The organism is Aquimarina rubra, from assembly GCF_042684305.1.
In the GTDB taxonomy this organism is placed as follows: Bacteria; Bacteroidota; Bacteroidia; order Flavobacteriales; family Flavobacteriaceae; genus Aquimarina; species Aquimarina rubra.
Genome location: NZ_JBHULE010000035.1, coordinates 83,278 through 108,048, shown reverse-complemented (window position 1 = coordinate 108,048; position 24,771 = coordinate 83,278). Strand labels below are relative to the sequence as shown.

The 24,771-nt window shown below is 33.0% G+C and carries 26 protein-coding genes; 22 read left to right on the top strand and 4 right to left on the bottom strand.

Annotated elements, in window-relative coordinates:
* Nucleotides 1-77 precede the first annotated feature (77 nt).
* The 15 genes from ACFSR1_RS20175 (at nt 78) to ACFSR1_RS20105 (ending at nt 11,766) form a co-directional block, all read left to right on the top strand.
* Entirely contained in the window at nt 78-497 is a 420-nt protein-coding gene (locus ACFSR1_RS20175; protein WP_378294854.1) for a DUF3592 domain-containing protein, read from the top strand.
* A 216-nt stretch (nt 498-713) separates the two neighbouring features.
* The gene (locus ACFSR1_RS20170) at nt 714-989 is read left to right on the top strand and encodes a hypothetical protein (RefSeq protein ID WP_378294853.1); all 276 of its coding nucleotides are present in this window, start codon (nt 714-716) and stop codon (nt 987-989) included.
* A 27-nt stretch (nt 990-1,016) separates the two neighbouring features.
* Nucleotides 1,017-1,283, top strand: a complete 267-nt coding sequence (locus ACFSR1_RS20165) for a GNAT family N-acetyltransferase (RefSeq protein ID WP_378294852.1) — start codon at nt 1,017-1,019, stop codon at nt 1,281-1,283.
* Nucleotides 1,284-1,444: 161 nt separating this feature from the next.
* Nucleotides 1,445-2,581, top strand: coding sequence for a hypothetical protein (locus tag ACFSR1_RS20160; protein WP_378294851.1), 1,137 nt, complete (start codon nt 1,445-1,447; stop codon nt 2,579-2,581).
* A 131-nt stretch (nt 2,582-2,712) separates the two neighbouring features.
* Nucleotides 2,713-3,282, top strand: coding sequence for a hypothetical protein (locus tag ACFSR1_RS20155; protein WP_378294850.1), 570 nt, complete (start codon nt 2,713-2,715; stop codon nt 3,280-3,282).
* A gap of 222 nt (nt 3,283-3,504) precedes the next feature.
* Nucleotides 3,505-4,065 (top strand): hypothetical protein, encoded by a 561-nt coding sequence (locus ACFSR1_RS20150; RefSeq protein WP_378294849.1) that lies wholly within the window; start codon nt 3,505-3,507, stop codon nt 4,063-4,065.
* Between the two features lie 139 nt (nt 4,066-4,204).
* On the top strand, nt 4,205-5,263 hold the full coding sequence (locus ACFSR1_RS20145; protein ID WP_378294848.1) for a ligand-binding sensor domain-containing protein: 1,059 nt from the start codon (nt 4,205-4,207) through the stop codon (nt 5,261-5,263).
* A gap of 210 nt (nt 5,264-5,473) precedes the next feature.
* Nucleotides 5,474-5,947: a TlpA family protein disulfide reductase gene (locus ACFSR1_RS20140; RefSeq protein WP_378294847.1), complete on the top strand. Its 474-nt coding sequence runs from the start codon at nt 5,474-5,476 to the stop codon at nt 5,945-5,947.
* A gap of 95 nt (nt 5,948-6,042) precedes the next feature.
* The gene (locus ACFSR1_RS20135) at nt 6,043-6,768 is read left to right on the top strand and encodes a hypothetical protein (protein WP_378294846.1); all 726 of its coding nucleotides are present in this window, start codon (nt 6,043-6,045) and stop codon (nt 6,766-6,768) included.
* 747 nt (nt 6,769-7,515) lie between these two features.
* Nucleotides 7,516-8,196, top strand: a complete 681-nt coding sequence (locus tag ACFSR1_RS20130; RefSeq protein ID WP_378294845.1) for a carboxypeptidase-like regulatory domain-containing protein — start codon at nt 7,516-7,518, stop codon at nt 8,194-8,196.
* Nucleotides 8,197-8,211: 15 nt separating this feature from the next.
* Nucleotides 8,212-9,255 (top strand): transglutaminase domain-containing protein, encoded by a 1,044-nt coding sequence (locus tag ACFSR1_RS20125; protein ID WP_378294844.1) that lies wholly within the window; start codon nt 8,212-8,214, stop codon nt 9,253-9,255.
* A gap of 27 nt (nt 9,256-9,282) precedes the next feature.
* Nucleotides 9,283-9,408, top strand: a complete 126-nt coding sequence (locus ACFSR1_RS20120; protein WP_378294843.1) for a DUF2200 family protein — start codon at nt 9,283-9,285, stop codon at nt 9,406-9,408.
* Nucleotides 9,409-9,416: 8 nt separating this feature from the next.
* Nucleotides 9,417-10,067: a DUF2459 domain-containing protein gene (locus ACFSR1_RS20115; RefSeq protein ID WP_378294842.1), complete on the top strand. Its 651-nt coding sequence runs from the start codon at nt 9,417-9,419 to the stop codon at nt 10,065-10,067.
* A 170-nt stretch (nt 10,068-10,237) separates the two neighbouring features.
* Entirely contained in the window at nt 10,238-10,648 is a 411-nt protein-coding gene (locus ACFSR1_RS20110) for a hypothetical protein (protein WP_378294841.1), read from the top strand.
* Between the two features lie 200 nt (nt 10,649-10,848).
* A complete protein-coding gene (locus ACFSR1_RS20105) occupies nt 10,849-11,766 on the top strand; it encodes a hypothetical protein (protein WP_378294840.1) in 918 nt (305 codons plus the stop codon).
* A 119-nt stretch (nt 11,767-11,885) separates the two neighbouring features.
* Here ACFSR1_RS20105 and ACFSR1_RS20100 read toward each other — a convergent pair whose 3' ends face one another.
* The gene (locus ACFSR1_RS20100) at nt 11,886-12,476 is read right to left on the bottom strand and encodes a fasciclin domain-containing protein (protein ID WP_378294839.1); all 591 of its coding nucleotides are present in this window, start codon (nt 12,474-12,476) and stop codon (nt 11,886-11,888) included.
* 345 nt (nt 12,477-12,821) lie between these two features.
* Between ACFSR1_RS20100 and ACFSR1_RS20095 the strand changes: the two genes are divergently transcribed.
* The 4 genes from ACFSR1_RS20095 (at nt 12,822) to ACFSR1_RS20080 (ending at nt 17,487) form a co-directional block, all read left to right on the top strand.
* Nucleotides 12,822-14,231, top strand: coding sequence for an amidohydrolase (locus tag ACFSR1_RS20095; protein ID WP_378295423.1), 1,410 nt, complete (start codon nt 12,822-12,824; stop codon nt 14,229-14,231).
* Nucleotides 14,232-14,246: 15 nt separating this feature from the next.
* A complete protein-coding gene (locus ACFSR1_RS20090; protein ID WP_378294838.1) occupies nt 14,247-15,299 on the top strand; it encodes a strictosidine synthase family protein in 1,053 nt (350 codons plus the stop codon).
* 156 nt (nt 15,300-15,455) lie between these two features.
* On the top strand, nt 15,456-15,782 hold the full coding sequence (locus tag ACFSR1_RS20085; protein WP_378294837.1) for a GNAT family N-acetyltransferase: 327 nt from the start codon (nt 15,456-15,458) through the stop codon (nt 15,780-15,782).
* 277 nt (nt 15,783-16,059) lie between these two features.
* Nucleotides 16,060-17,487, top strand: coding sequence for a polysaccharide lyase (locus ACFSR1_RS20080; RefSeq protein WP_378294836.1), 1,428 nt, complete (start codon nt 16,060-16,062; stop codon nt 17,485-17,487).
* 41 nt (nt 17,488-17,528) lie between these two features.
* Here ACFSR1_RS20080 and obgE read toward each other — a convergent pair whose 3' ends face one another.
* The 3 genes from obgE to ACFSR1_RS20065 are packed head-to-tail and all read right to left on the bottom strand — an operon-like array spanning nt 17,529 to nt 20,195.
* Nucleotides 17,529-18,527 (bottom strand): GTPase ObgE, encoded by a 999-nt coding sequence (gene obgE / locus ACFSR1_RS20075; protein ID WP_378294835.1) that lies wholly within the window; start codon nt 18,525-18,527, stop codon nt 17,529-17,531.
* A gap of 53 nt (nt 18,528-18,580) precedes the next feature.
* The gene (locus tag ACFSR1_RS20070) at nt 18,581-19,078 is read right to left on the bottom strand and encodes a hypothetical protein (protein WP_378294834.1); all 498 of its coding nucleotides are present in this window, start codon (nt 19,076-19,078) and stop codon (nt 18,581-18,583) included.
* Nucleotides 19,079-19,088: 10 nt separating this feature from the next.
* Nucleotides 19,089-20,195, bottom strand: a complete 1,107-nt coding sequence (locus tag ACFSR1_RS20065) for an adenylate kinase (protein WP_378294833.1) — start codon at nt 20,193-20,195, stop codon at nt 19,089-19,091.
* Between the two features lie 167 nt (nt 20,196-20,362).
* On the opposite strand from ACFSR1_RS20065, the gene ACFSR1_RS20060 reads away from it, so the two are divergent.
* From ACFSR1_RS20060 to ACFSR1_RS20050, 3 genes are all read left to right on the top strand, one after another.
* On the top strand, nt 20,363-21,520 hold the full coding sequence (locus tag ACFSR1_RS20060) for a 5-(carboxyamino)imidazole ribonucleotide synthase (protein ID WP_378294832.1): 1,158 nt from the start codon (nt 20,363-20,365) through the stop codon (nt 21,518-21,520).
* A 79-nt stretch (nt 21,521-21,599) separates the two neighbouring features.
* Entirely contained in the window at nt 21,600-22,085 is a 486-nt protein-coding gene (purE, locus tag ACFSR1_RS20055; RefSeq protein WP_378294831.1) for a 5-(carboxyamino)imidazole ribonucleotide mutase, read from the top strand.
* 589 nt (nt 22,086-22,674) lie between these two features.
* A complete protein-coding gene (locus ACFSR1_RS20050) occupies nt 22,675-24,696 on the top strand; it encodes a M3 family metallopeptidase (RefSeq protein ID WP_378294830.1) in 2,022 nt (673 codons plus the stop codon).
* The last annotated feature ends 75 nt before the right edge of the window (nt 24,697-24,771 follow it).

Below are 24,771 nucleotides of genomic sequence, written 5' to 3'. Positions count from 1 at the left end.
ATTTGTATATTGCGTATGCCGCCTTTGGCAGGCAAACGCAATATACAAGGACCGTTGTAGATAATTCAATAAATTAAATGGAAAATTTAATCGGAGCTTTTGTCTTTTTGACGGTCGGAGGAAGTTTTTTATATGCAGGTTATTATATACGAAGTTCTAATCGCAGAATGCAAGCGAATGGAATTAAAACTAAAGCTAAAATTATTGACTTTGTTGAAGAACGTTCAAAAGATAGCGATGGATATTCTCAAACATACCACTTCCCTGTTGTACGTTTTACTGATCGAAACGGAATTCAAACCTCTCAAAAATTAAATTCAAGTGCAAATCCAAAAAGGATTAATGAACAGATTGATATTATTTACTTGAAAAAAAACGAGGAATACGAAATTATGATTAATAGTGAGTTTTGGAAAATATACTTCCCAATGATTTTTATAATCGGAGGATATTTATTTTCTGGAATTGGAATTATATGGTTGATAAATATACTTTGAACAAAAACTATCTACAACACTATATTTATGATCATAACGGCTAAATGATGAATCGAATAGTTATTGTATTTTTGGCAAGACGCAATGCTTCCAAAAGGTAAAAGTTAGCAACCAATGCGCGGATAAAGTCTACAGTTAGGTAATATTTTACTCTGCTGTGATACATATATTAAACCTTGGCTTTAATGCCCAAACTGAATTCTTAAATTAATTGCAATGGATAAAGTAATATTTTCTGAACTCACTGATGAAGAACTTATAATTGAAAAAAAGAAACTAAAAAAAAGAAAAGTAATCAATGCCCTATTGATTGGGTTTTTAGCAGGAATTGTTGCGGTTGGAATTGTATCTTGGAGTTTAGGTTCTAAAAAGAATCTTATAGCTTTTCTTCTTCCAATGCTTTTTCCAATTTACTTTATATATCTAATAATCAAAAAATCAAAAAAAGATAAAGATTTGGAAATAGTATTAAAGGAACGGAATTTAAAATAAAAACGGAATTTTAACGATTCAAAAGTATTGGTTATTCACAGATTAGTAATTGACCCAAAATATCAAGCAAAAGCCTATGCAAGAAAATTAATGGATTTTGCCGAGAAATTTGCAAACGAAAACAACTATTCTTCGATAAGATTAGATACATACAGCCAAAACAAAAGAGTTATTGATTTTTATGAGAAACGAAAATATTTTATTCGTGGAAATGTCAATTTCCCTGAAAGAAAATATATATTTCACTGTATAGAAAAAGAAATAATAACTTCCTACAGCAAAGTGTATAATTAATTGCTTTGTCACTGCCAACTTAAGAATATTCCTGCAAAATTTCCTCTGGTTCGTTTCATTTTTGCTAAATTAGTTATTTAACCACGTAAATAACCACACAAAAAACCTTTATGAGTAACTAAAAATTCAAAAAAATAAAAGACTTACCCAAAAATACTGACATGAAAAAATTAATATTTTTACTATCTTTTGTTTCTCTATTATCTTGTAGTTCTTCAGATGACACAGAGAATACTGTAATACCATTAGAAATCTCAAACTTACAAATTAGGATATCTAATATAAGTACCGAGTCGGTAAACATAACTCTTGAATACTCTGCTTCAGGAACGACAACGGATTTGACTGAAAAAGTCTTTTTAAAAAAAAATGAAGAACAAGATTTCATTGAAATTTCGCCAGGAAATATTTCTAATTTAGAACGTGGTGCTCGATATAGAGTATTTGCGCGAGTAACGAACAATGAAGTTTCTTTCGACTCAACAGAACGAACTTTCATAACGAAAGGGTTTCAAAATAGCAATGATCTTAGCGGATTTGTTAAAGAGGTAAATCAAATATATACTGTATTTAATAATTTTTCAAATTCCGATTTTGATGCTGCTGCCGAACTAAGTGCGTATATAAAAGTAGGAACAGATAGTATTGCTGTTGAAAAAATTACGATAATAGACAATCAAAATTTAGAATTAGAAATTGTCGACAATACATTATTACAACAATTTTTTAATATGAATGCTTCTAGTTATGAATCTGCAAAAGAATTTACCGTTGGACTTTTTAGCGGCGAATATTATCAAGAAATTATAGAAAGTTCGCAAAAAACATATGAGGACGTTACTTATAAAGGGTTTAGCTTCTTCAATCTTGTTCCAAATTTTGAAGAGTTTGTTATTCCTGCTACTGGTTGTGCAAACACAAACAATGAGGATAACTTTATTGTTTTTAAAGGAGACTTTTGGGGAAGAGTTCTAAATGGTAATGACACTGAAATTAATATTCCTGATGAAGTAATTATACAAATTACTAATACAAATGATAGCACAATACAGAGTGAATATACCCTAGCGAATATATATGAAGTTAGTGGACCTACTTTAGGTGTAACATGTGTACAAGATAGATTCCAATTTCTCAGAGAACTTATAGGGAATGCTATTCCGGGTTTTCATTGGGCAAATCAAATATATTTACGTTATGACAACAATATCCTAATACCTGGTAACTACGAAATTAGCATAGAAGTGGCGAAAGGTTTAAATCGTTATAAGTCTGATAAATTTTCATTCACACTTTAATGAGATTTTTATAAATTAAACAGGAAATAAAAATGCGCAAATAAGTCGATTAGCTCAGGTATACTTGCCTTGCTCCGATTCATATATTTGGCGTTACCACTAATTGAAAATAAACAGATAAAAACAAAATTATGAATTCAAAAAAATTACTTCTCCATTTTACATTAATTTTATTTTCCTTTATTGTATTATCCTGTGATTCAGACAACACAGATACACCTGATAATCAAACAACAACCTTTATGACCGCAGAGATTAACGGTGTAAGTTATGATAATATGAAACCTTTTGGTTATCCTAGTTTACAATCTGCAACCGAAGTTTATACTTTAATTGGACAACCTGGAAAATTTTTAAGGCTTGAAGGAAATCAAACCATTAATAACAATAATGTAACTATTGAATTGTTTATTGAAGAACAAAACTGGAATGTTGGAACATATGATTTAATAGCAGGAAGAAATGTAAATATTGATGGATCTAATAGTGTAACTATAACTATTAGTGATGGCTCAAATGTGCTTTATTCTGCTAATGATAATGGTGGAATAATGAAAATTGATGATTTTGATTTAGTAAACAAACGGATAAAAGGAACTTTCTCATTTCCCTATAATTCAGAGCCAACCAATGGAACTCCTGAAAATTTTGAAGTAACAAACGGCTATTTTGATTTTCCGTTAGACGATCCAGAATTTTGATAATAATTTGTTCTGTTGAATATACAAACAACTTATTTAATCATTGAGTCATAATAGATTATTATGAAAAACAAAATGGTAAAACCATATCAAATTAATTGCTGGTACAAGTCTACTTACAAAATTCTTTTCGGTTTTTTTATCTAACTTTTATTTATTGAATAGGTGTTCAACCAACGCAATAAGATCGATATAAATACGTCTTCAACAAGCTTAAAAAATATGAAAAATAAAACTAGTGATTTATTAATTCAAATAATTTCAGTTACTATTGGTGTTTTCCTTGGTTTCGCCATTTCAAATTGGTCCGAAAACAAGAAAGAAACTAAAAAATTTAATTCACTCATAGAAAACCTAACATCCGAAATTCAATCAAATATGAATAAAATAGAACAAGTTATTGACTACCATAAAACGGTAAGAGATAGTTCGCGTTTTTATCTCAGTCAAAAAAAATTGAATAACTTTAAACCCACCTTTTTTAAAGGAGTCAATACGTTATCATTTGACAATAGTGTTTATCAAACAGCGATACAAACGGGGCTTTTTAATAAATTGAAAATCGAAAAGTCTCAAGCAATCAATAATATTTACACAAAACAAAGAGCGTATGAAGAGTTTTCAAATCTACTATTATCTGGATTGATTACTATGGACTTTGAGCAGAATGAGAAATCCTATCGACGAATAGCAACCTATCTGTCGATTTCGATGACCGACATTGTTATTAAAGAGACTCAATTATTAGAAAATATGGAGGCAACGCTAAAATTAATAAATTAACAGAATAGAAAGTTGCCAACAATCTATACCCGTAATTATTAAAATCTGTGCTTACTAAATCAACTTATATCAACCCAAAATAGACTATTACAAAACAGGTTAATTTTAACGATATGACGAAAATACAGAATTCAATCAGATGACCATAAAACTAAACATATTTACGTTTTTTAGCGCTTTGGTTTTATTGACATCTTGTAATGGTCAGACCTCTAATAAGGAAGAAAACACCGACCAGTTTAAAGAACGATTGGTAAAGGGTGACACCGTAAGAGAACTTGATAGCAGTATAATGGTTACTTATCAGGACAAAAAGAATATTTATTGGTTTGGCAGTTGGAAAAAAGGGGTGTATAGATTTGACGGAAATACATTGATTAATTTTACCACCAAGCATGGTTTACCAAACAATAGAATCGATGAAATAAAAGAAGATAAATCTGGCAACCTATACTTCACCAGTTGTCACCCAAATTCCACGATATCTAAGTTTGACGGAAATACATTTACAACATTGTCAGCAATCCCCAGTAATGATTGGAAACTTGAATCCACAGATCTGTGGTTTAAACATTCTTATCAAAATGAGAAAGTATATCGGTATGACGGTATTACTTTATATGAATTGAAACTACCTAAACCAACAAACCTCTCCAATCCTTTTGAAATCTACAGCATCTATAAGGACAAGAAAGGAAATATTTGGTTTGGCACAAACCCTGTTGGAGTTTGCCGATTCGATGGAAAATCTTTTGCTTGGATTACAGAAGAAGACGTGACAGAGTTTCGCAATGAAGGTGCAAATGGAGTGCGTTCCATTACCGAAGACAAAAATGGAGACTTTTGGTTCAATACCGAATATCGTTATAGTGTTTATGATAGTACAACCTTACAAAGCACTAAATTTTACACAAGACACGAAAGCATACGCGGTTTAGATGGGAAAAAAGATAGCGATTTGGACGAGTATTTATCAACAGTAAGAGACAACAACAATAATTTGTGGTTTGTAACCTATCGCAACGGCGTTTGGAAATATGATGGAATAAAAATTACTCAATATGTAGTTAAAGACAATTCAAAAGACATTACGCTATTCAGCATTTACAAAGACAACGATGGCGAACTATGGCTTGGTACCCACCAAAACGGAGCATATAAATTCAATGGTAATACATTTGAAAAATTTAAACCGTGACTGAAGTAAAACAGGAGCCGCTAACAATGCTAAAACGGAAATAATCCCTATGCGGACTTACTGTACTTACACGAGACCATTAGCAAACATGTAAACGAAATGCAAAAAACTTATCTAATTCTTTTTTTGATTTTAACTTTTAGCTGTACCAAAACAAAAAAGACACAAGCTGAACAAACAAACATTTCTTCTCTTACCAAAAAGGAGCGAATGACTGCCGTTTCAGAGGGAAATAAAAGTCCAAATGCCAAAATAAAAACTGTTGACAACTCAATAGTTGAAATTGAGTCCTTCAAAGGTAAATTATTGATAATTGATTTCTGGGCTACATGGTGTGTTCCTTGCCTAAAGGAAGCTCCATTATTTAAAGACATAGCTAATAAATACAAAAACTCAAATGCCGAATTTATCTCTATTTCGGTTGATGAAGATTTTTTGGATTGGAAAAATTATGTGCAGGAAAAAAAATGGAATGAAAAACATTATTGGTTCGGAATGCAAGAGCATCAACCTTTTTTCTCTTTACTTTACTCTAAACACACAATGGAAAATAAAGAAATGATATTAATGGGAATTCCAAAATATGTAATAATTTCTCCAACTGGTGAAATTTTGAGTAATACTGATTTAAGACCTAGCAAACCTGAGTTTGAAATAGAAATAAAAAAGTATTTGAAACAATAAGATTGTATAAAACTATATATGCAATCAAACAAACTAAAAAATTAAGGTAACATTTTACCTCGCTTCGACACATATATTAAATTTTATGTTGTATTATGAAAAAACTAATAAATTTTATTGCTCTTACATTAATAGTATCTTCATGTAATCAATCTAACCCTAGAATAGGTATTGTTGAAGAAAAAGATCTTACTCAAATCCAAATAGATTCAATTTTAAATGAGTATAATTTTGTTTATGATGACTTGACTTTTATAGATAGTACTAGTCAGGTGCTATTCCCAATAACTACTCAAAAAAGTTATAATAGAAAAAGATACAGCAGTTCTGAATATGAGGCTGAAGATTATCCTCGGTATTGGAATATCCTATTCTACAACAACATTAATGGTGAAACAAGCCTATTAACAAATTCTAAAGTTCGAATTTCAGATTTCAGATGTAATATTAAAAATTCAGGTCCAATTTTAAAAGACCGAATTTTATACAGAATTGGGGATACAGACTACAACAAAGATAAGAGATTCAATTTCGAAGACCCTATTCACCTATTTGTTTCGAATATTGACGGAAGTGAGCTAACTAGACTTTCTCCACTAAATGAAGATTTAGAAACCTATCAAATAATACCAAATACTGATAAAATAATTTTTAGAACGACTAGGGATGTTGATTCTGATTTAGATTTTGATAATGAAGATGAACTGATATGGTACCAAATTGATTTATCGAAGGAAAATTCTCTTAAAGAAATTGTTAAAACTTCTGATAGAAAATTGATTGAAAAACTATATTTTGAACAATGGCTGGTTAAAGAGTAACAAAAGCATAACAAAGGGTTTTGTCCATTTCTACTAAATTTATTATGCAACATCTGACTGTTAGCAAATATTAAGAAACTAGATAAAAACCTTGTGTAGACATATATCTAAAATTCATTTTACTTGTTTTAATTGTAGAAAAACATCTAAAAAATGACATTCAAGGATTTATTACAAAAAAGAATGTTTTTACTTGTCGTTATTATTTTAATGATAGTTATTTATTTTGGAGGAATTCCAACCAGTTATAATAGGACTCTTGGCTGGCAGTGGGATACAAATTACTGGATATTCATTGCATACCCAATAATTTGGCTAATTCTATTAATCGGTTATGGGATTTTAGCATTAATGAAAACCGAGACTAATTATATATACTCCACAATACAATTGTCATTAATATTGATGCTTTTTTTATTAAAAAATGCTTTTTATTCTAATTATTTACTAATTCTATTGTTCTGCCTTTTCTCATTATTGATTTTCTTAATCAATTTTATTGCGTCTATCAAAAATAGAAAAAATCAATAGATAAAAAGCGCAGTTTACTAATGCATTAAAATTGGCATTATCACCAGTTTTTAGAAAGAAGCCAGTATCATTTTACTAGCACCTATCTTTTCTTCCATATTTCCTCCCTAACCAAAAAGAACACTTTACATATCTAAAAGAAGTGTTCCCTAATTCTACGTTTCATAAAAAGTATTGTACACGTAGGTTTGAAGTATAAACTAAAAACATACTACTATGAAAAAACAATTTAGCTTAAATGTCAAAACACCATGTACTGAGAATTTTACTAACTTCTCTCCAACAGAAAAAGGTGGATTTTGCAATTCTTGTACAAAAGAAGTAATTGATTTCTCCAGAATGGACACTACAGAAATCATTCATTACTTTGAAACACATTCGACAAAAAACACCTGCGGGAGGTTTAATAGCAATCAATTAACAACATATACAAATACCGATTCAAAAAGAAAGAACATTAGTCTTTTGACTGGTTTGGCATTTGCATGTATTACATTGTTCTCTTTTACCAAAACGCAAGCACAGAACATTAAAAATCAAACAACAACTACAAACAACAACCCTTCAAAATTTCAGAAAGTCATTAATGAAAATGACATTACGGTAAAAGGTATCGTTTCAGAAAACGGAATTCCGTTACCTGGTGCCAATATAGTTTTAGAAGGCACTACCACAGGAACCTCCACTGATTTTGATGGTAATTTTGAGTTTCCGGTACAACTAAAAAAGGGCGATGTTTTAGTATTTAGCTATATCGGTTTTACTTCTAAAAAAGTAGTTATCGAAGATAAAAATTCTGCCAATGATATCGCATTAAAGGTAAACCTAAAAGAATCTGGTTGTATCCTAATGGGAAAAGTAGCAGTGAAGAAAGTATATAGTTCTAAGAAAAACTAATCAGCCAGCATTGCTATGAGAACCAGCCTGTACATTTTTTTGTTTGCTCTTTTTACCAATTGCCTGTATGCTCAAGTATCTGATTTTGCATCTACAGACTTTACCAGAGCGGATAAAGTTGCCCAATTACATAGAGGAGCTTCTTTAGAGAACCTCCCTGTATTAGCGCATCAACTCACAAGCACTTTATCTACTGATGTAGAAAAGTTTAGAGCTATCTATATATGGGTTTGTCAAAATATCAAAGGTGACAATACACAGTTTACGAAAGTAAATAAGAAACGAAAAAAGTTACAATACGATTCCATTTCGTTTATGAGATGGAATCAAGAGTACAAGAAAACGGTTTTTAAAAAGTTGCTAAAACGCAAAAAAACCATGTGTACCGGTTATGCTTACTTGATTAAAGAATTATGCTATCTGGCAAACATCCCATGTGAAATTGTTGATGGATACGGAAGATCTGTAGCTTCGAATATCAAGGAACTGGAAATGGCTAATCATTCCTGGAATGCCATACAATTGAACAACAAATGGTACTTATGTGATGCCACCTGGTCAAGTGGCTATCTCAATGAATATAATTCTTTTGTAACCGCTTATAACGATGGTTATTTCTTAACAGATCCGTTTTTATTTGGAAAGAACCACTTCCCTTTAGAACAAAAGTGGTTGCTTAATGCGCAGGTAACAGCTACCGGGTTTGTAGAGGCTCCGTTGGTTTATGGAGAAACTTTTGAAAACAATATCACTCCTATCCATCCCAAAAACATGGATATTTCGATTAATAAGAATGACGAAATTACATTTAGCTTTAAATCTGCCAACAATGTTTTGAATAAAAATATTGCATTGGTACACTATGTTGGTAGTGAAGAAAAAACATTAAAGATTGACAATACCAAAAAAGTGGATAACATCATATCTTTTAAACATACCTTTAAAAATAGAGGAATTTATGATACTCACTTAAAAGTCAATGGTGATATTGTAGCTACCTATATAATTAACGTTAAAAAAAGTGATAGCAAATCCAATATAGCCTTCCATCAAAATTAAGTATCTTTTATTTCCAAATACGAGCTAATGAGTAAGACCTATAATCAGAATGAACATATTGCAAACACGACATTTGCATCAGTATATCTGCTTTATGTTAATAAAGTAAAAAAGAAAGATCTGACCAAAGAAGAACTTCTGGATTTTTCGTAACTAGCAATATGCGATTCATAAAAAGAATATTAAAATACTTGGGAGTTATACTCCTAATTCCCGCTACGTATTTTACCGTCGCCTTACTTTGTTCTTATATTCCGGTAACTCCAAAAACCAGTAATGTCGAAAAAAACAAAAGTGTGTATCTAGCTACCAACGGTATTCATCTGGAAATTATAATCCCCAAAACGGATATGGATGCTTCGCTATTAGATGGACTAAAACATACAAAAAAAACACAATTCTTATCCTTTGGTTGGGGAGATAAAACCTATTATACCAAAGCAGCTACTTCATTAGCTTTTACGAATATGAATAGGTTTCAGGCAGCATTGCTCAATACTCCTAGTTTAATGCACGTGACTAGACATACCAACATTCGGGATCATTGGGTAGAAATAGAAATAACAGCAGTTCAGTTTAAAAAACTACAAACTTATATCAACGAATCATTCAAAACTGACACTCATCATCATAAAACGGTCATTCCTGAAATTAGTTATGGTTCTACAGATAATTTTTATGAGGCTAACGGAAGTTACAATTGTCTAAACACTTGTAATACCTGGGTAAATACAGCTTTTAAGCAAAGTGAGCTAAAAGCTTGTCTCTGGACTCCATTTGATTTTGGGTTATTACGGATGCATAAAAAGTAAAATATTAATTATATTAAAAACGTTTCCTGAAAAAAGCGCTCAACTTACTGGTCCAGTCAAATTAAGTTGAGTGACCTCTCGACTCCGCTCGAGGTGACAGAAGCATAATTACTTTTAATAAACGTACATCTATTAGACAGAAATTACGTTAAAAAACAAAAAAGATTCTTGTGATTACGAAAATCCAGTTACTGATCCAGACCTTACAAAAGAATCCCAAACAACTTTTTCTTATTGACGGATTGGGTGCACTGCTCACTATATTTTTTCTGGCTGTAGTACTAACCACCTTTCAGGAGTATATAGGGATGCCCAAAACAGCCCTTTGTTTTTTATCTATGATCGCGATGATCTATGCAATTTATTCCTTCTCTTGCTATTTACTAAATCCTGCTAAATGGCAAATTTTACTTAAAATTATAGCTTTTGCTAATCTTACCTATTGCCTTATTACTATAGCGTATATGTATCATTTTTATAATAGTTTAACGGTTATAGGACTACTCTACTTTATCATAGAAATTTTTATCATAGTTGCCTTAGTATCTATAGAGTTCGTTATTGTTAGGTCAAAACAATAGAACTACAAAAAATTAGAATCCTGTTACCTCATTTAAACTAAGTGTTCCCTAATTCTAGATGGTATAGTCCTTCATGTTTTCAGAATTTTATAGTATATAAAACTAACAAGAAAAACATGAGAGATGGTCTGATACTTAAGTCGGAATAATATTTGTGACTTATCTCTGGTAAATCTGTATTTCTGCAAAAAGACATTACTATGAAAACAAAAGTGTTACTTCTCTTGATTGTATATATCGGATGCATCCAAAATATTCTGGCAACTAACTATCCTATTACACCACGACCTCTTCGAAAATTAATCGAAGAATCTAAGTACATTGTAATTGCCAATGTCATAAAAACCGTAGATGTAGACAATGAGCAAACCTGGAGCAATTCGAGAGCTGTGCTCGAAATTAGGGAAGTACTGCAAGGAAAAATAAAAACTGATACTATTTATGTATACTACTATCCCGGAATGATATGTCCTGCTCCAGCAAATTATCAAAAAGGTACAACGGTGCTAGCTTTTCTAGATAAAAATAAAAAGAATGAAGGATTTAGCACGCATGCACTGTCTTATGGTTCTAAAACTCTAGAACAAAAAGGCATTAAATTGTACAAAAGCAGAATACAGGAGATGCAAGCAATACAGAAAATCAGAAATAAAGAAGAAAAACTTACTAAAACTCTGGATTGGTTAATAAGATGTGCCAGTCATCAGGAAACAAGATGGGAAGGTACTTATGAACTGTCACCTGAAAGTGATTTTATGTCTTTTTATGATCGTGATAAAGAAACATTTATCAAAAAATATGAGCTATCTGATATCCAAAAAACAACATTAAGAAAAGTTTTGTTTAGCGATCCGGAAATAGAATATTCGGATCTAGGATTGGTGGATCTGGTGGCTAAACCAAAGGATACCGAAGTTGCCGACTTATTAATAAAATCTCTGAAGAATACTGAAGAAAGTATTTGGTATGCTAGTTTTTTAATGGTTAGGATTTCTCATATTATGGAAAGAAATGATCTTTTATGGATCACCGAAGAAGTCGAAAAATCGAATGGTTATGACCAAAAAAGTCAAGAAAAAAGAAAACAGTTGATTAAAGAATTTATTGAACGTATTTAGGGTAACTTTGTAGCCGAAATTATGAATATGTCAACATCCATTGAACATAAAAAAAACCTCACAACTCTATCTATTGTGAGGTTTTCCGGTTTTAAACAAACACATTAAATTATGTTTTCTTATTTTCTAGGTAACATTACGGTTTCCAGTGTATGGATCATTCCGTTAGTCGCTTCAATATCTGTTGTCATCAAACGACCAGAATTACCATTCTTGTCGATTAAATAGATTTTACCCCTTTTTCTACTCGCTATTAATCTAGTGCCGCCCAAAGTTCTTAGTTTTACACTTCCTCCTCCTTCGTTAATAGCTTTGATAATATCTTGCTCATTGATAGTTCCCGGAATTATATGACAGTTCATAATTGCCGTCATATCATCTTTATTTTCTGAGGACATCAATTTCTCAATGGTATCTTTCGATAATTTCTTAAATGCGCCATTTAAAGGAGCAAATACAGTATATGATTTTTGACCACTAAACTTTTCAGCGTATTCTGAAGATTGAACGATTTTATTTAACTCTGTAAACGCTATATCATATGATATTAACTCATTTATAGTAGAAACATTTGTAGGGATATCAGCTTGAGCAATGAGCTTATCGTTATCTAAAGATTTAGATTCTTTCTTCACAACCAAATCCTGACAAGACACAAAGGTGATAATGATGATAAACACTAAAAAGTTAAATGGGGTTTTACTCTTCATTTTTAATATTGGTTTTATTAATTATTCTCTGTTTTGATAACATTTTTATAATCAATGTATTACTTGACCACAGGTTAAAACTATTGTAATTAACGTTAAGAAATGTTAACAAATGAGTATTCGTAAGAATTGATTTAGTAATCGTTTTCATACGCATGCGGTTGTACCGTAAAAGTGATCATTAGCAGAACTACTTTTCTAGAAATTTAATTTTTTAGAAGAATGCTGTAAAATGTTAGTGTCAACATAAAAAACATTATTTTTAACGTAATCATCGTAATCAAACTCAAAAAAAACCGGGCTATTATGAAATCAAATAACTTTATATGCTTACTGCTTTGTTCTATGTTGATCATTCCAATCTATGGTCAAAAAAAATTATCCGATAACAAACAAGCGATTATAAAATCCATAGAAAAACATCAAAAAGCACTCATCGATATCAGTGATCAAATCTGGGCATTAGCAGAAACCGCTTTCGAAGAAAACCAATCTTCAAAACTATTAGCAGATTATGCAGAGAAGCAAGGGTTTACTGTAGCGCGTGGAGTGGCGGGAATGCCAACAGCTTTTGTAGCAACCTACGGATCAGGAAAACCAGTGATCAGTGTTTTAGGAGAATTTGACGCATTACCAGGAATCTCTCAAAAAGCTCAACCTACCAAATCTCCACTTAATGAAGGCGCAGGAGGACACGGCTGCGGACATAATCTTTTTGGGGCAGGAAGTTTAGGAGCCGCGATTGCAGTAAAAGAATTGATTGAAAGTGGTAAAATCAAAGGAACCATAAAGTTTTTTGGCACTCCAAGTGAAGAAAAATATTTTGGTAAAATTTGGATGGTGAGAGAAGGATTGTGGAATGATGTAGATGCTAATATTAGCTGGCATCCATCAGCATCCACAAAAGCAGATGTACAAAGTTCATTGGCGCTAGTAGATTTTAAGGTGGAGTTCTTCGGACAAGCCGCACACGCATCTGCAGATCCTTGGAATGGCAGAAGTGCCTCTGATGCCTTAGAATTATACACCACCGGAATCAATTATTATCGTGAGCATGTAAAACCAACCGTTCGCATGCATTATCATATTCAGGATGGCGGACAGGTAGTGAATGTAGTTCCTGATTACTCACGATTATGGATGCGAGTACGTGACACAAAAAGATCCGGTATGATGCCTGTTTATGAGCGGGTACAGAAAATGGCAGAAGGAGCAGCTATTATGGCCAATGTAGATTACAAAATCTCATTAATTTCAGGTATTTATGAAGTATTGGTAAACCGTGAAGGAGGGAAACTGATGCAAAACAACCTAGAACTTCTTGGTCCCATTACCTATACCGATGAGGAAATTGCATTTGGTAAAAAAATCCAGGAAGTCACCAAAAAAGAACAAGTAGGTATGGATAGCGCTATCAATCCCTTGGAAGAGACCAAAGAACATCCAGGCGGTGGATCTACAGATGTAGGAGATGTGAGTTGGAATGTACCCAATATTAATCTAGGTGTTACCACAGCACCAAAAGATACGCCCTGGCATTCCTGGGCTGTAGTAGCCTGTGGCGGAATGAGTATCGGTCATAAAGGAATGTTATACGCCTCTAAAGCGATGGCAATGACAATGACGGATCTGTATGAAAATCCGGAAGCCTTAGAAAAAGTAAAAGCCGAATATAAAGAGCGTAAAGGAGATGAAGTATATGAAGCAATCGTCCCAGACGGGCCTCCACCAATCCCAAGCAATACTAAGAAATAATAAGAAAGTCTATTTATGAAACGTATTATAAAAAGAATTGCGTGGGTTCTTTTAGTAGTAATCGTTGCTTTTATTATTCACACTTTGGTGTCTACCGGTTATTTTAGGACTGTTGAAAATAAATTTGAAGGAATAATTGCTAAGAAAATACCAATCCCCGGTGCTGAGGATATCACCATAAGTGCCACCGATAATTTTGCTTTAATCTCTTCCACAAAAAGAGAAATCTATCCACCTGTCAAAGAAGAGAAAGGAGGATTATATTTGATGGATTTGAAAAATGAGAATTTTGATCTTGTTCATCTAACAGATTCATTTAATCAATCATTTGCTCCTCACGGAATTTCGATGATCAAAAAAGATAGCCTCTATAAAGTGATGGCGATTAACCACACTCCTCAAGGACATTCGATTGAAGTTTTTTCCTTGCAGGATAAAAATCTGATTCACCATAAAACACTGAAACATTCTTTACTTGTTAGCCCAAATGACATTGTACTTATTGATGAACATCGTTTTTATGTTACTAATGATCACGGATATCCAAAAGGATTTGGTAAAGTATTAGAAGAATATCTGGGACTTTCTATATCTAATGTATTGTATTATGACGGGAAAAATTATACGGAAGTGGCAGACGGAATTGCTTACGCAAATGGAATTAATTATGATCCTAAACGGAATTTATTATTTGTAGCATCTCCCAGAAGTTTTTTAGTCAAAGTATATTCCGCAAATTCCGATGGTTCTTTAGATTTTATAGAAGATATAGATTGTGATACAGGTGTAGATAATATTGAAATCGATACACAAGGAAATCTTTGGATAGGAGCGCATCCTAATCTTTTACATTTTGGATCTTACGCTAAAGGAAAAAAAGAAACTTCTCCTTCAGAAATTATTAAGGTTACGTATCGAGGGAAAAATGATTATGATATAGAGCAAGTATATACAAATGATGGAACAATAATGTCGGGGTCCACGGTAGCAGCTCCTTTTAAAGACCTCATCATAACTGGAAATGTAATGGATGATCATTTCTTAATTCTGAAAAGAAAAAATAAATAGGTTTGTATCAACCTATCAATTAGATTTTTATTTGTCTATTTTCAGAATTATAAATTATAGACACCTTGCTTTTTCTTAATATCCCTTTTAACCATTCGTTAAGTGATTAGCAGTTATTTATATCATAATTTTGAAATATAACTTTAAAAACTGATTATGGAAAAGAATGACTGGTCACAACTGGAATTGATAAATAATACAGATCGTCCTAAAAAGAGATTCGAACTTCACGTTGAAAATGAAATCATATTTATCGAATACATACTTACCAACGACAATTCCGTATACCTTACCCATACTGAAGTTCCAGTTACTATGGAAGGAAAAGGATTGGGAAGCACGATTGTAAAAAAAACACTTAACTACATTCAGGAAAAAGGATATAAAATGATACCACTATGTCCTTTTGTGGCAGCTTATCTAAAAAAACATCCAGAAGCAGCAGATGGAATATTAAAAGAAGGGTACTCGGTTAAAGGTTGATATACCATTACATTTTGTTACTGTGCATATGTAAGAGTTAAAATCAATTACCGAATATTGCATCATTTTTTTTAAAAGTACTTTCGTTCTCAAGTCTATTAACCTAACACCTTGCAAATTTTAAGTAGATTTTCGTAGAATCTTTATACTAAATTGACAAAGAGTTTGTTTTACATCTAAATTTGATCCCTAACCAAACGCTAAAGACACTCAAAATAATAGTACTAAAAAAATCCTTTTGGGTAATTAGACTATTATGTTACAAACTCTTAACCACATGAAAAATCACTTACTTTGTTCTCTGCTTTTATTGATAACCGTAACGACTGCAAAAGCACAGATTTCCGGAACCGTTAAAAATCAATCAGGAAACCCAATCGAAAATGCATTGGTCTGTGATGCAAATAATGTGACCAATTATACCAAAACAGATGAAAATGGAATTTTCGATTTAACAACCGGCGATAATAGTACTCAATTAAGGATTGGTGCGTTAACATACGAAACTATAAAATCCACATCACAGAGAAATATTGTTCTTGCTCCAGATCCATTTTTAGAAAATGATGAATACCATATTAGCTTTGATCATATAAGAGTTGGTGACACCTATACAGAAGATGAGCTTAAAAAAGATTTTCCTACTTCTAACGGAATTGGATTTTATGACGGACAAACTGTAAATGGCCAAAAAGATGATACCCAGGATAGAGCTTCTATAGATTATGAAAATAGTATAGACCCTGGTGGAGTTTCCTTAAAGGTAAAATATCCTAAAGGATTGCTTAAAACTAATAGTTCTGGTATTGATACCAGGATACCTTTAATGAATACCTTTAAAGATAACTACTACGAATCTTCAGATTTATATCTATCGTATTGGATAAAGTTTAGTGACGATTTCGACTTTAGTTTATGTGGTGGTAAACTACCAAGTCTTGGTGGATCTGATCCTAATACTCCTAATGGAGAGAGAGACCGCAATCGATGGAAAGGTCGGATCATGTTCAGAAAAGGTGGAGCCATTCAATTCTATATGGAATTGCCTGGAGAACAAGAGCCAGCCGATGACGCTGCTAACGGGGATGAAAATGAACTTCGATTTTGGGGAGATCGCGTAGTAGATGGTTCTAACATTTGCTCTTTTGAATATGAGAATTATCTTAGAGCGCAAGGATGGCATAATATTGAACTACATTATGTACTGGAAAGCACTCCAAACGGTAGTGATGGGCTTTTTGAAGGATGGGTAGACGGGGTCAATTATGATTTTGTCGGATCTGATTATTTTAATTACTACAGAAATCCGTCAGAAAATAGAGAAAACATAACTATCAATCATATATTGATTTCTACTTTTCTGGGTGGGTCTAATGTAGATGATTACGCTCCAAAAGATAAAGATTACTATGTTTGGTTTGATGAGTTTAGAGTTTCTGAGCAAAGAATTAACGAGTGGGATTTTTACACGAATCCATTATCGGTAGAAGAGCATAATGACATATACAATATCAAAATTTTTCCTAATCCCAGCTCAGGATTCTATAACCTTCCAAAAAAGACAAGTTGGATTGTTTATGACATTTCTGGGAAAGAAATAATCAATGGCAATAACAAAACTGTTGATCTTACCGGACATCCAAAAGGAGTATACTTTTTAAAAATGGAAATCTCTGATGTTACTGTAAAGCTAGTGCTAAAGTAAAGTGCTAAAAAAATCAATAAGAACACAATGATTTTATTAATCTAATTATTTAGCATTTGCCAAAGCTTATCCTTGAGCTCTTGTAAACCTTGCTGAGCCACCGAAGAAACAAACAAATATGGTATATTTAATTGTGTATCCAACTCCGTTTTAAGCTCTGCTTTTAGCTCATCATCTAACATATCACATTTAGAAATCGCGATAAGTCGTTCTTTGTCTAACAAATCCGGATTATACCTACGTAATTCATCTAATAAGATTTCATACTGTTCCTTAATATCAGGAGCATCAGCAGGAACTAAAAATAGCAACGTAGAGTTACGTTCTATATGTCTTAGAAAACGATGACCAATACCTTTTCCTTCTGCAGCTCCCTCAATAATTCCGGGAATATCGGCCATGACGAACGTCTGAAAATCTCTGTACTCTACAATTCCTAAATTAGGCTTTAGTGTTGTAAACTCATAATCCGCGATTTTTGGTTTCGCAGAAGTAATAACAGACAATAAAGTGGATTTTCCTGCATTTGGGAAACCTACTAATCCTACATCTGCTAATATTTTTAATTCTAAAGTGATATCATATTGCTGCCCTTCTACACCAGGTTGTGCATATCGCGGTGTTTGATTCACAGAATTTTTGAAATGCCAGTTTCCACGACCTCCCATTCCTCCTTCGGCGATAATAATTTCCTGTCCTTCTTCTGTCAATTCATGAAGAATATTCTGAGTTTCTGTATCTCGAATCACGGTTCCTAGAGGGACATCAACATACACATCGCCTCCATCGGCACCACTACTCCTGTTCTTACTTCCGTGACCTCCGTGTTCAGCCCTAAAATGACGCTTAAACTTAAGGTGGTACAAGGTCCACATATTTGGATTAGCTCTAATAATTACGTGACCTCCTCGACCACCGTCACCACCATCCGGACCTCCTTTGGTAATATATTTTTCTCTATGTAAATGCACAGATCCCTTACCTCCATTTCCGGAAGTAACATGTAATTTTACATAATCTACAAAATTCCCTTCAGTCATAATTCTCTATACTATTTCTGTATACTCGTCATTCAAAAAACAAAATCCTAAATTTATTTCTTATTCATTGCTTTCATTACCTCCAAATTCAATTCATCAATAATAGAAATCCATTCAGTTTCACCTTTTGGCTTACCAAATATTTTATAATCCGCTACGGCTTTTTTTGAATTGAGATCAACATGTAATTCCATCAATTCATAAGTATCGCTAACGATATCTAACTTATATTTAAATCTTTTAACTTTCGCTTTTAACTGATTTACTTTATATAATCTACCTAATGCTATTTCAGAAACTTCATTTTCATATATATAACAAACCAAAAACTGTTTTCCTGTATTCAAATGAAGGTATGCTTTTACAGATGCACGAAGTCTAAATTTTTCAAGATCTTCTGGGTTATCACAAAAATTTAGAATAAGATTAGCAGCACCTTCGGCGCTATTTTTTAGATCATCTGAAAGTTCTTCAATCGGAATTTCACGATACTTTTTTGTACAAGCCAAAAAACTAACTGTTACCAGAACAAATATTAATTTCTTGACCATTGATTTAAATTTACAAATTATCTATCACACTGCTAAGACGTTCCGTGATCTCACTGATACCTCCTACTCCATCAACTCCAAAATACTTATCCTGTTTTTGATAGTAATTTTTAAGAATAGCAGTTTCATCATAATATACTTTGATACGATTACGAATTACACCTTCATCCGCATCATCCGGACGTCCGGATGTTTTCCCTCTTTCTAATAAACGTTGTACCAGTACTTCATCATCTACTTCTAATGCGACCATAGCGCTTACTTCTGATCCTTTAGAAGACAACAATTCTCCTAAGGATTCAGCCTGTGCTTCAGTCCTAGGGAAACCATCAAAAATAAATCCTTTAGCTTCCGGATTTTTATCTACTTCGGCATTTAACATATCAATTGTGACCTCATCTGGTACCAATTGACCCTTATCGATATAGGATTTTGCTAATGTCCCTAGTTCGGTAGCATTTTTTATATTATATCTAAACACATCTCCTGTAGAAATATGCACCAGATCGTATTTTTCTTTTAAAACTTCTGCTTGTGTTCCTTTTCCCGCTCCCGGAGGTCCGAATAACACTAAATTTGTCATGTTGTTTTGTTTTAATTGGTAAACATCTGTAAGATTTCGACCTAAACCATCATAGTCCAGTCCGTACCCTACAATAAATCTATTTGGGATCTTAACCCCAATATAATCTATGATTATTTCTTTGGTATATGCTTCTGGTTTAAAAAATAACGCTGCAATTTTAACTTCTTTGCATCCTTTATCTCTAAACATTTTTGTCAATTCTACAATCGTATTTCCGGTGTCTACAATATCTTCTAAAATGACTACTGTTCTTCCGGCAATATCTTCTTTTAATCCTATAAGCTCCTGAACACTGGAAGTTGTCTCAATACCATCATAAGAAGCTAACTTTACAAAACTCACTTCGCAGTCATGATTAAATCGCTTCAACACTTCAGATACAAACATAAAAGCACCGTTTAACACTCCTATAAAAAGAGGTTTTTTATCTGATAAATCTTCGTTAAGTTTATCAGATAATTTGTCTATTGCTTTGTTAATTTTCTCTTCAGCAATAAAGGGTACAAACTCTAAATCATGTAATGTAATCATTCTATAATGAGATTATCACAGTATCCATTTCGTTTTTAAAGCGGCAAAGATAGTGATTACAAACAAGATTTAAGATAGATATCAACTGCATTTACTCGCTAATATTGCGGTTTTTACTTATTAAAAATTTATTTTTGTTGCCTAAGGTAAATTAGATACTCCAAAAAATGACAAACTATTTTTCGTCAGACTTTAAGTTAGGTATTCTGGGTGGTGGTCAATTAGGTAAAATGATGCTCTACGAAACCCGAAAATATGATATCCAAACCTATGTTCTAGATCCCAATCCCGATGCTCCCTGTAGAATAGCCTGCGATCACTTTCAGCAAGGTGATCTTATGGATTATGAAACCGTATACAACTTTGGTAAAAAAGTAGATGTACTTACTTTCGAAATCGAAAGTGTTAATGTAAAGGCATTGGCAAGACTCGAACGTGAAGGGAAAAAAGTATATCCTGATTCCAAAACGTTAGAAAAGATTCAGAATAAAGGAAGACAAAAGCTTTTTTATAAAGAACAAGGAATACCTACCGCAGATTTTATGCAGTTTTCTAATAAAGCGCATCTGGCAGAAGGTATTACCAGTGGTAAAGTCAAATTACCTTTTGTTTGGAAAAGTACACAAGGTGGATATGATGGAAAAGGAGTTGCTATTATACGAACCGGAGCAGATATTGCGAAACTTCCGGATACAGAATGTATCGCAGAAACCTTAGTCGATTTCAAAAATGAACTCGCAGTAATCGTAGTTCGAAACCCCCAAAACGATATCAAAACATATCCTGTAGTAGAAATGGAATTTCATCCGGAAGCTAACCAGGTAGAATATGTAATTTGTCCAGCTAGAATTGACAAAAAGATTGCAGAAAAGGCAAGAAAGATCGCTCAAAAAGTATCAGAAGCCTTCTCTCACGTAGGTATATTAGCAGTAGAGATGTTTCAAACAAAAGATGATGATATTCTGGTAAATGAAGTTGCTCCAAGACCTCATAACAGTGGCCATTATAGTATTGAAGCTAGTTATACGAATCAATTCGAACAACATATAAGAGCCATATTAGATCTACCTCTTGGTGCAACTGAGAGTAAAGTGGCCGGAATTATGGTGAATCTTGTAGGAGCCGAAGGACATACAGGAAATGTCGTTTATGAAAATATCGAAACCATTATGAAACTGAAAGGTGTGACCCCGCACATCTATGGAAAAAAACAAACCCGCCCTTTTAGAAAAATGGGACACGTAACTATTGTCAATGAAGATATCGCTGAAGCAAGAAAAATTGCCGAAAAAGTGAAGAAGACTATCAAAGTAGTTACCGGTTAATAACTAACGGAAATAAAGTATTACAATATCTAGGATCAAAATATAAAACTAGCTTTTAACAATAAGAAATAGCACACAAATGAGTAAAGTAGGAATTATCATGGGTAGTACAAGCGATATGCCCGTTATGGAAAAAGCAATTGAAGTACTAAAAGGCTTTGATATAGAAGTTGAAGTTGATATTGTATCCGCACATCGTACCCCGGAAAAACTATTTGATTATGGAAAAAATGCTCATACCAGAGGAATATCAGTAGTCATTGCCGGCGCAGGTGGAGCTGCACATCTTCCCGGAATGGTGGCTTCTTTATCTCCTTTGCCGGTTATAGGAGTTCCTGTTAAATCAAGAAACTCTATTGATGGTTGGGATTCTGTTCTTTCTATATTACAAATGCCGGGCGGTGTTCCCGTGGCAACCGTAGCACTGGATGGTGCGTTGAATGCCGGAATCCTTGCTGCCCAGATTATTGGAGCATCAGACAAATGTGTATTGGATAAAATTCTCATCTATAAAGAAGGGCTAAAACAAAAAGTGATCGAAGGGGCTAAACAGATAAAAAAATAAACACTGAAATTACCCTATAAAAAAAAGAGTCGCTCCTCAGCGACTCTTTCCAATATCAGGTCTTACAATAGAATATAACAATATTTATTAACCAACTTAAATATATTACACAAAAAATTCATCGTAAGACCATACTCTTAAAACCTGACACAAAGGTAATCCCTTACTTTAATTACGCAATAATTATCTGTCAAAACTTATTAACATTTTCGACAAAACACGTTTTTTACCGATAAATAGCGGTAAAATTGTTTTTATTTCATTTTATTCCGATAGAAAAACATACATTTTGTGTATTTCTCAATTAAAACAATAAGTTTTTAATCAAATAGAAAAGAAAAGAGCTACAATAATTGTAGCTCTTTCAATATATTTGACCTATGCAAAGATTACTTCTTGTTGCCATACCCCTACAGCAATATTGTAATTAGGTTCTTTGTTTAGATCATTACTAATAAACCTAGACAAAGGTATGCGCATCATTTGTGGTTTCATCAAAATAGAATATTACAAAAACAGCGTTCATCGACAAAAAGCACACTTTTTCGACAAGCGAACATATAATATATAAAGAAAATATCATTAACTAATGAAAAACCCATTATTAGAATTATTTGACCTTGCTCCTTTTTCCCAAATACAATCGGAGCACTTTTTACCGGCAATCAAAAACGCAATTACGATTGCGAAACAAGAAGTAGATGCAATTGTAACGAATACAGAAAAACCTTCTTTTTCAAATACTATTGAAAAACTAGAATATAGTGGAGAATTGCTCGATAGAGTAACCAGTATCTTTTTTAATCTGAATAGTGCAGAAACCAACGAAGAAATCCAGAAGATTGCGCAGGAAGCATCTCCATTACTTTCTGAATTTAGAAATGACATTGCTTTAAACACGGATCTGTTTAAAAGAATCGAAGCTGTATATCTTGAAAAAGATGAATTAAATCTTTCTCCAGAACAATCTACTTTATTAGAAAAAAGATACAAATCATTTTCCAGAAATGGAGCAAACCTTCCAGATGACAAAAAGGAAGAACTAAGAGAAATCGATAAAGAACTTGCGCAATTAAGTCTAAAATTTGGAGAAAATGTTTTAGCGGAAACCAACAAGTTCGAAATGCTACTAACGGATGAAGCTGATCTTGCTGGTCTGCCTGATGGAGCTAAAGAAGCTGCCAAAGCACTTGCTGAATCTAAAGGAAAAAAGGGATGGATGATTACCTTAGACTATCCTAGTTATATCCCTTTTATGACTTATGCAGATAATAGAGAATTACGTAAAAAATTATCACTAGCTTTTGGATCCAAAGGCTTTCATAACAATGAACTGGACAATCAAGATATTGTCCTTAAAATTGCTAAGCTACGTCATGAGCGTTCTAAAGTTTTAGGCTATGCCTCTCACGCTAATTACGTACTAGAGGAACGTATGGCAGAAACTCCTGAAAAAGTATTTTCCTTTCTGAATGAAATTCTGGAAAAAGCAAAACCTGCTGCAGAAAGAGAATTTAACCAATTAGAAAACTTTGCCAAAGAATTAGACGGAATCGATCAACTGCAAAAATGGGATGGAGCGTACTATTCAGAAAAATTAAAGCAAAAACTTTTTGATCTGGATGATGAAAAATTGAAACCCTATTTTAAACTAGAGAATGTTATTGATGGGGTTTTTCAGGTCGCAACTAACTTATTTGGATTACAGTTTGAAGAAACAGATCAAGTAGACAAATATCACGAAGAGGTAAAAACGTACAATGTTACGGATTCTCAGGGTAATTTTATTTCCGTTTTTTATGCTGATTTTCATCCAAGACCGGGAAAACGAAACGGTGCTTGGATGACATCATATAAACCCCAGATGAGAAAGGGTGACAAAAATATCAGACCACATATCTCTATTGTATGTAACTTCACTAAACCTACACCCAGTAAGCCTTCGCTTTTAACTTTTAACGAAGTAACCACCTTATTTCACGAGTTCGGGCACGCGCTACACGGTATGTTAGCCGATACTACCTATCCTGGATTATCAGGAACCAGTGTATATTGGGATTTTGTAGAACTGCCAAGTCAGGTATTGGAAAATTGGTGTTATGAAAAAGAAGCATTGGAACTGTTCGCCAAACATTATGAAACCGGTGAAGTGATTCCGATGGAACTCGTGCAAAAGATAAAAGAATCATCCACTTTTATGGAAGGAATGGCCACGATGCGTCAGTTAAGTTTCGGATTACTGGATATGTCTTGGCACGCAAAGGATCCTAGTGACATAAAAGATGTAAAAACACACGAGAAAAAAGCTTTTGAAGGAACTTCTCTTTATCCCGATGTGGCAGAAAATTGTATGAGTACTTCTTTTTCTCATATTTTTCAAGGAGGCTATTCTGCCGGATACTATTCTTATAAATGGGCAGAAGTATTAGATGCAGATGCTTTTGAGTATTTTAAAGAAAATGGAATCTTTAATAAAGAAGTAGCTACTAAGTTTAAAGACAATGTACTATCTCAAGGAGGAACAGAAAATCCTATGACATTATACAAACGTTTTAGAGGTCAGGAACCAAAACCAGAGGCTTTATTAAAGCGCGCTGGATTGATTAAGTAACTAACTTTCTATAAATAACAGAAAAAAAGGTGCTTCAAAACTGAAGCACCTTTTTAGATTACGGTTTTAAGTCAA

Excerpts from the sequence above, each read along its gene's own strand:
- ACFSR1_RS20175 (WP_378294854.1), top strand. The coding sequence starts at position 78 with ATGGAAAATTTAATCGGAGCTTTTGTCTTTTTGACGGTCGGAGGAAGT.
- ACFSR1_RS20170 (WP_378294853.1), top strand. The coding sequence starts at position 714 with ATGGATAAAGTAATATTTTCTGAACTCACTGATGAAGAACTTATAATT.
- ACFSR1_RS20160 (WP_378294851.1), top strand. The coding sequence starts at position 1,445 with ATGAAAAAATTAATATTTTTACTATCTTTTGTTTCTCTATTATCTTGT.
- ACFSR1_RS20155 (WP_378294850.1), top strand. The coding sequence starts at position 2,713 with ATGAATTCAAAAAAATTACTTCTCCATTTTACATTAATTTTATTTTCC.
- ACFSR1_RS20150 (WP_378294849.1), top strand. The coding sequence starts at position 3,505 with ATGAAAAATAAAACTAGTGATTTATTAATTCAAATAATTTCAGTTACT.
- ACFSR1_RS20145 (WP_378294848.1), top strand. The coding sequence starts at position 4,205 with ATGACCATAAAACTAAACATATTTACGTTTTTTAGCGCTTTGGTTTTA.
- ACFSR1_RS20140 (WP_378294847.1), top strand. The coding sequence starts at position 5,474 with ATGACTGCCGTTTCAGAGGGAAATAAAAGTCCAAATGCCAAAATAAAA.
- ACFSR1_RS20135 (WP_378294846.1), top strand. The coding sequence starts at position 6,043 with ATGAAAAAACTAATAAATTTTATTGCTCTTACATTAATAGTATCTTCA.
- ACFSR1_RS20130 (WP_378294845.1), top strand. The coding sequence starts at position 7,516 with ATGAAAAAACAATTTAGCTTAAATGTCAAAACACCATGTACTGAGAAT.
- ACFSR1_RS20125 (WP_378294844.1), top strand. The coding sequence starts at position 8,212 with ATGAGAACCAGCCTGTACATTTTTTTGTTTGCTCTTTTTACCAATTGC.
- ACFSR1_RS20120 (WP_378294843.1), top strand. The coding sequence starts at position 9,283 with ATGAGTAAGACCTATAATCAGAATGAACATATTGCAAACACGACATTT.
- ACFSR1_RS20115 (WP_378294842.1), top strand. The coding sequence starts at position 9,417 with ATGCGATTCATAAAAAGAATATTAAAATACTTGGGAGTTATACTCCTA.
- ACFSR1_RS20105 (WP_378294840.1), top strand. The coding sequence starts at position 10,849 with ATGAAAACAAAAGTGTTACTTCTCTTGATTGTATATATCGGATGCATC.
- ACFSR1_RS20100 (WP_378294839.1), bottom strand. The coding sequence starts at position 12,476 with ATGAAGAGTAAAACCCCATTTAACTTTTTAGTGTTTATCATCATTATC.
- ACFSR1_RS20095 (WP_378295423.1), top strand. The coding sequence starts at position 12,822 with ATGTTGATCATTCCAATCTATGGTCAAAAAAAATTATCCGATAACAAA.
- ACFSR1_RS20090 (WP_378294838.1), top strand. The coding sequence starts at position 14,247 with ATGAAACGTATTATAAAAAGAATTGCGTGGGTTCTTTTAGTAGTAATC.
- ACFSR1_RS20085 (WP_378294837.1), top strand. The coding sequence starts at position 15,456 with ATGGAAAAGAATGACTGGTCACAACTGGAATTGATAAATAATACAGAT.
- ACFSR1_RS20080 (WP_378294836.1), top strand. The coding sequence starts at position 16,060 with ATGAAAAATCACTTACTTTGTTCTCTGCTTTTATTGATAACCGTAACG.
- obgE (WP_378294835.1), bottom strand. The coding sequence starts at position 18,527 with ATGACTGAAGGGAATTTTGTAGATTATGTAAAATTACATGTTACTTCC.
- ACFSR1_RS20070 (WP_378294834.1), bottom strand. The coding sequence starts at position 19,078 with ATGGTCAAGAAATTAATATTTGTTCTGGTAACAGTTAGTTTTTTGGCT.
- ACFSR1_RS20065 (WP_378294833.1), bottom strand. The coding sequence starts at position 20,195 with ATGATTACATTACATGATTTAGAGTTTGTACCCTTTATTGCTGAAGAG.
- ACFSR1_RS20060 (WP_378294832.1), top strand. The coding sequence starts at position 20,363 with ATGACAAACTATTTTTCGTCAGACTTTAAGTTAGGTATTCTGGGTGGT.
- purE (WP_378294831.1), top strand. The coding sequence starts at position 21,600 with ATGAGTAAAGTAGGAATTATCATGGGTAGTACAAGCGATATGCCCGTT.
- ACFSR1_RS20050 (WP_378294830.1), top strand. The coding sequence starts at position 22,675 with ATGAAAAACCCATTATTAGAATTATTTGACCTTGCTCCTTTTTCCCAA.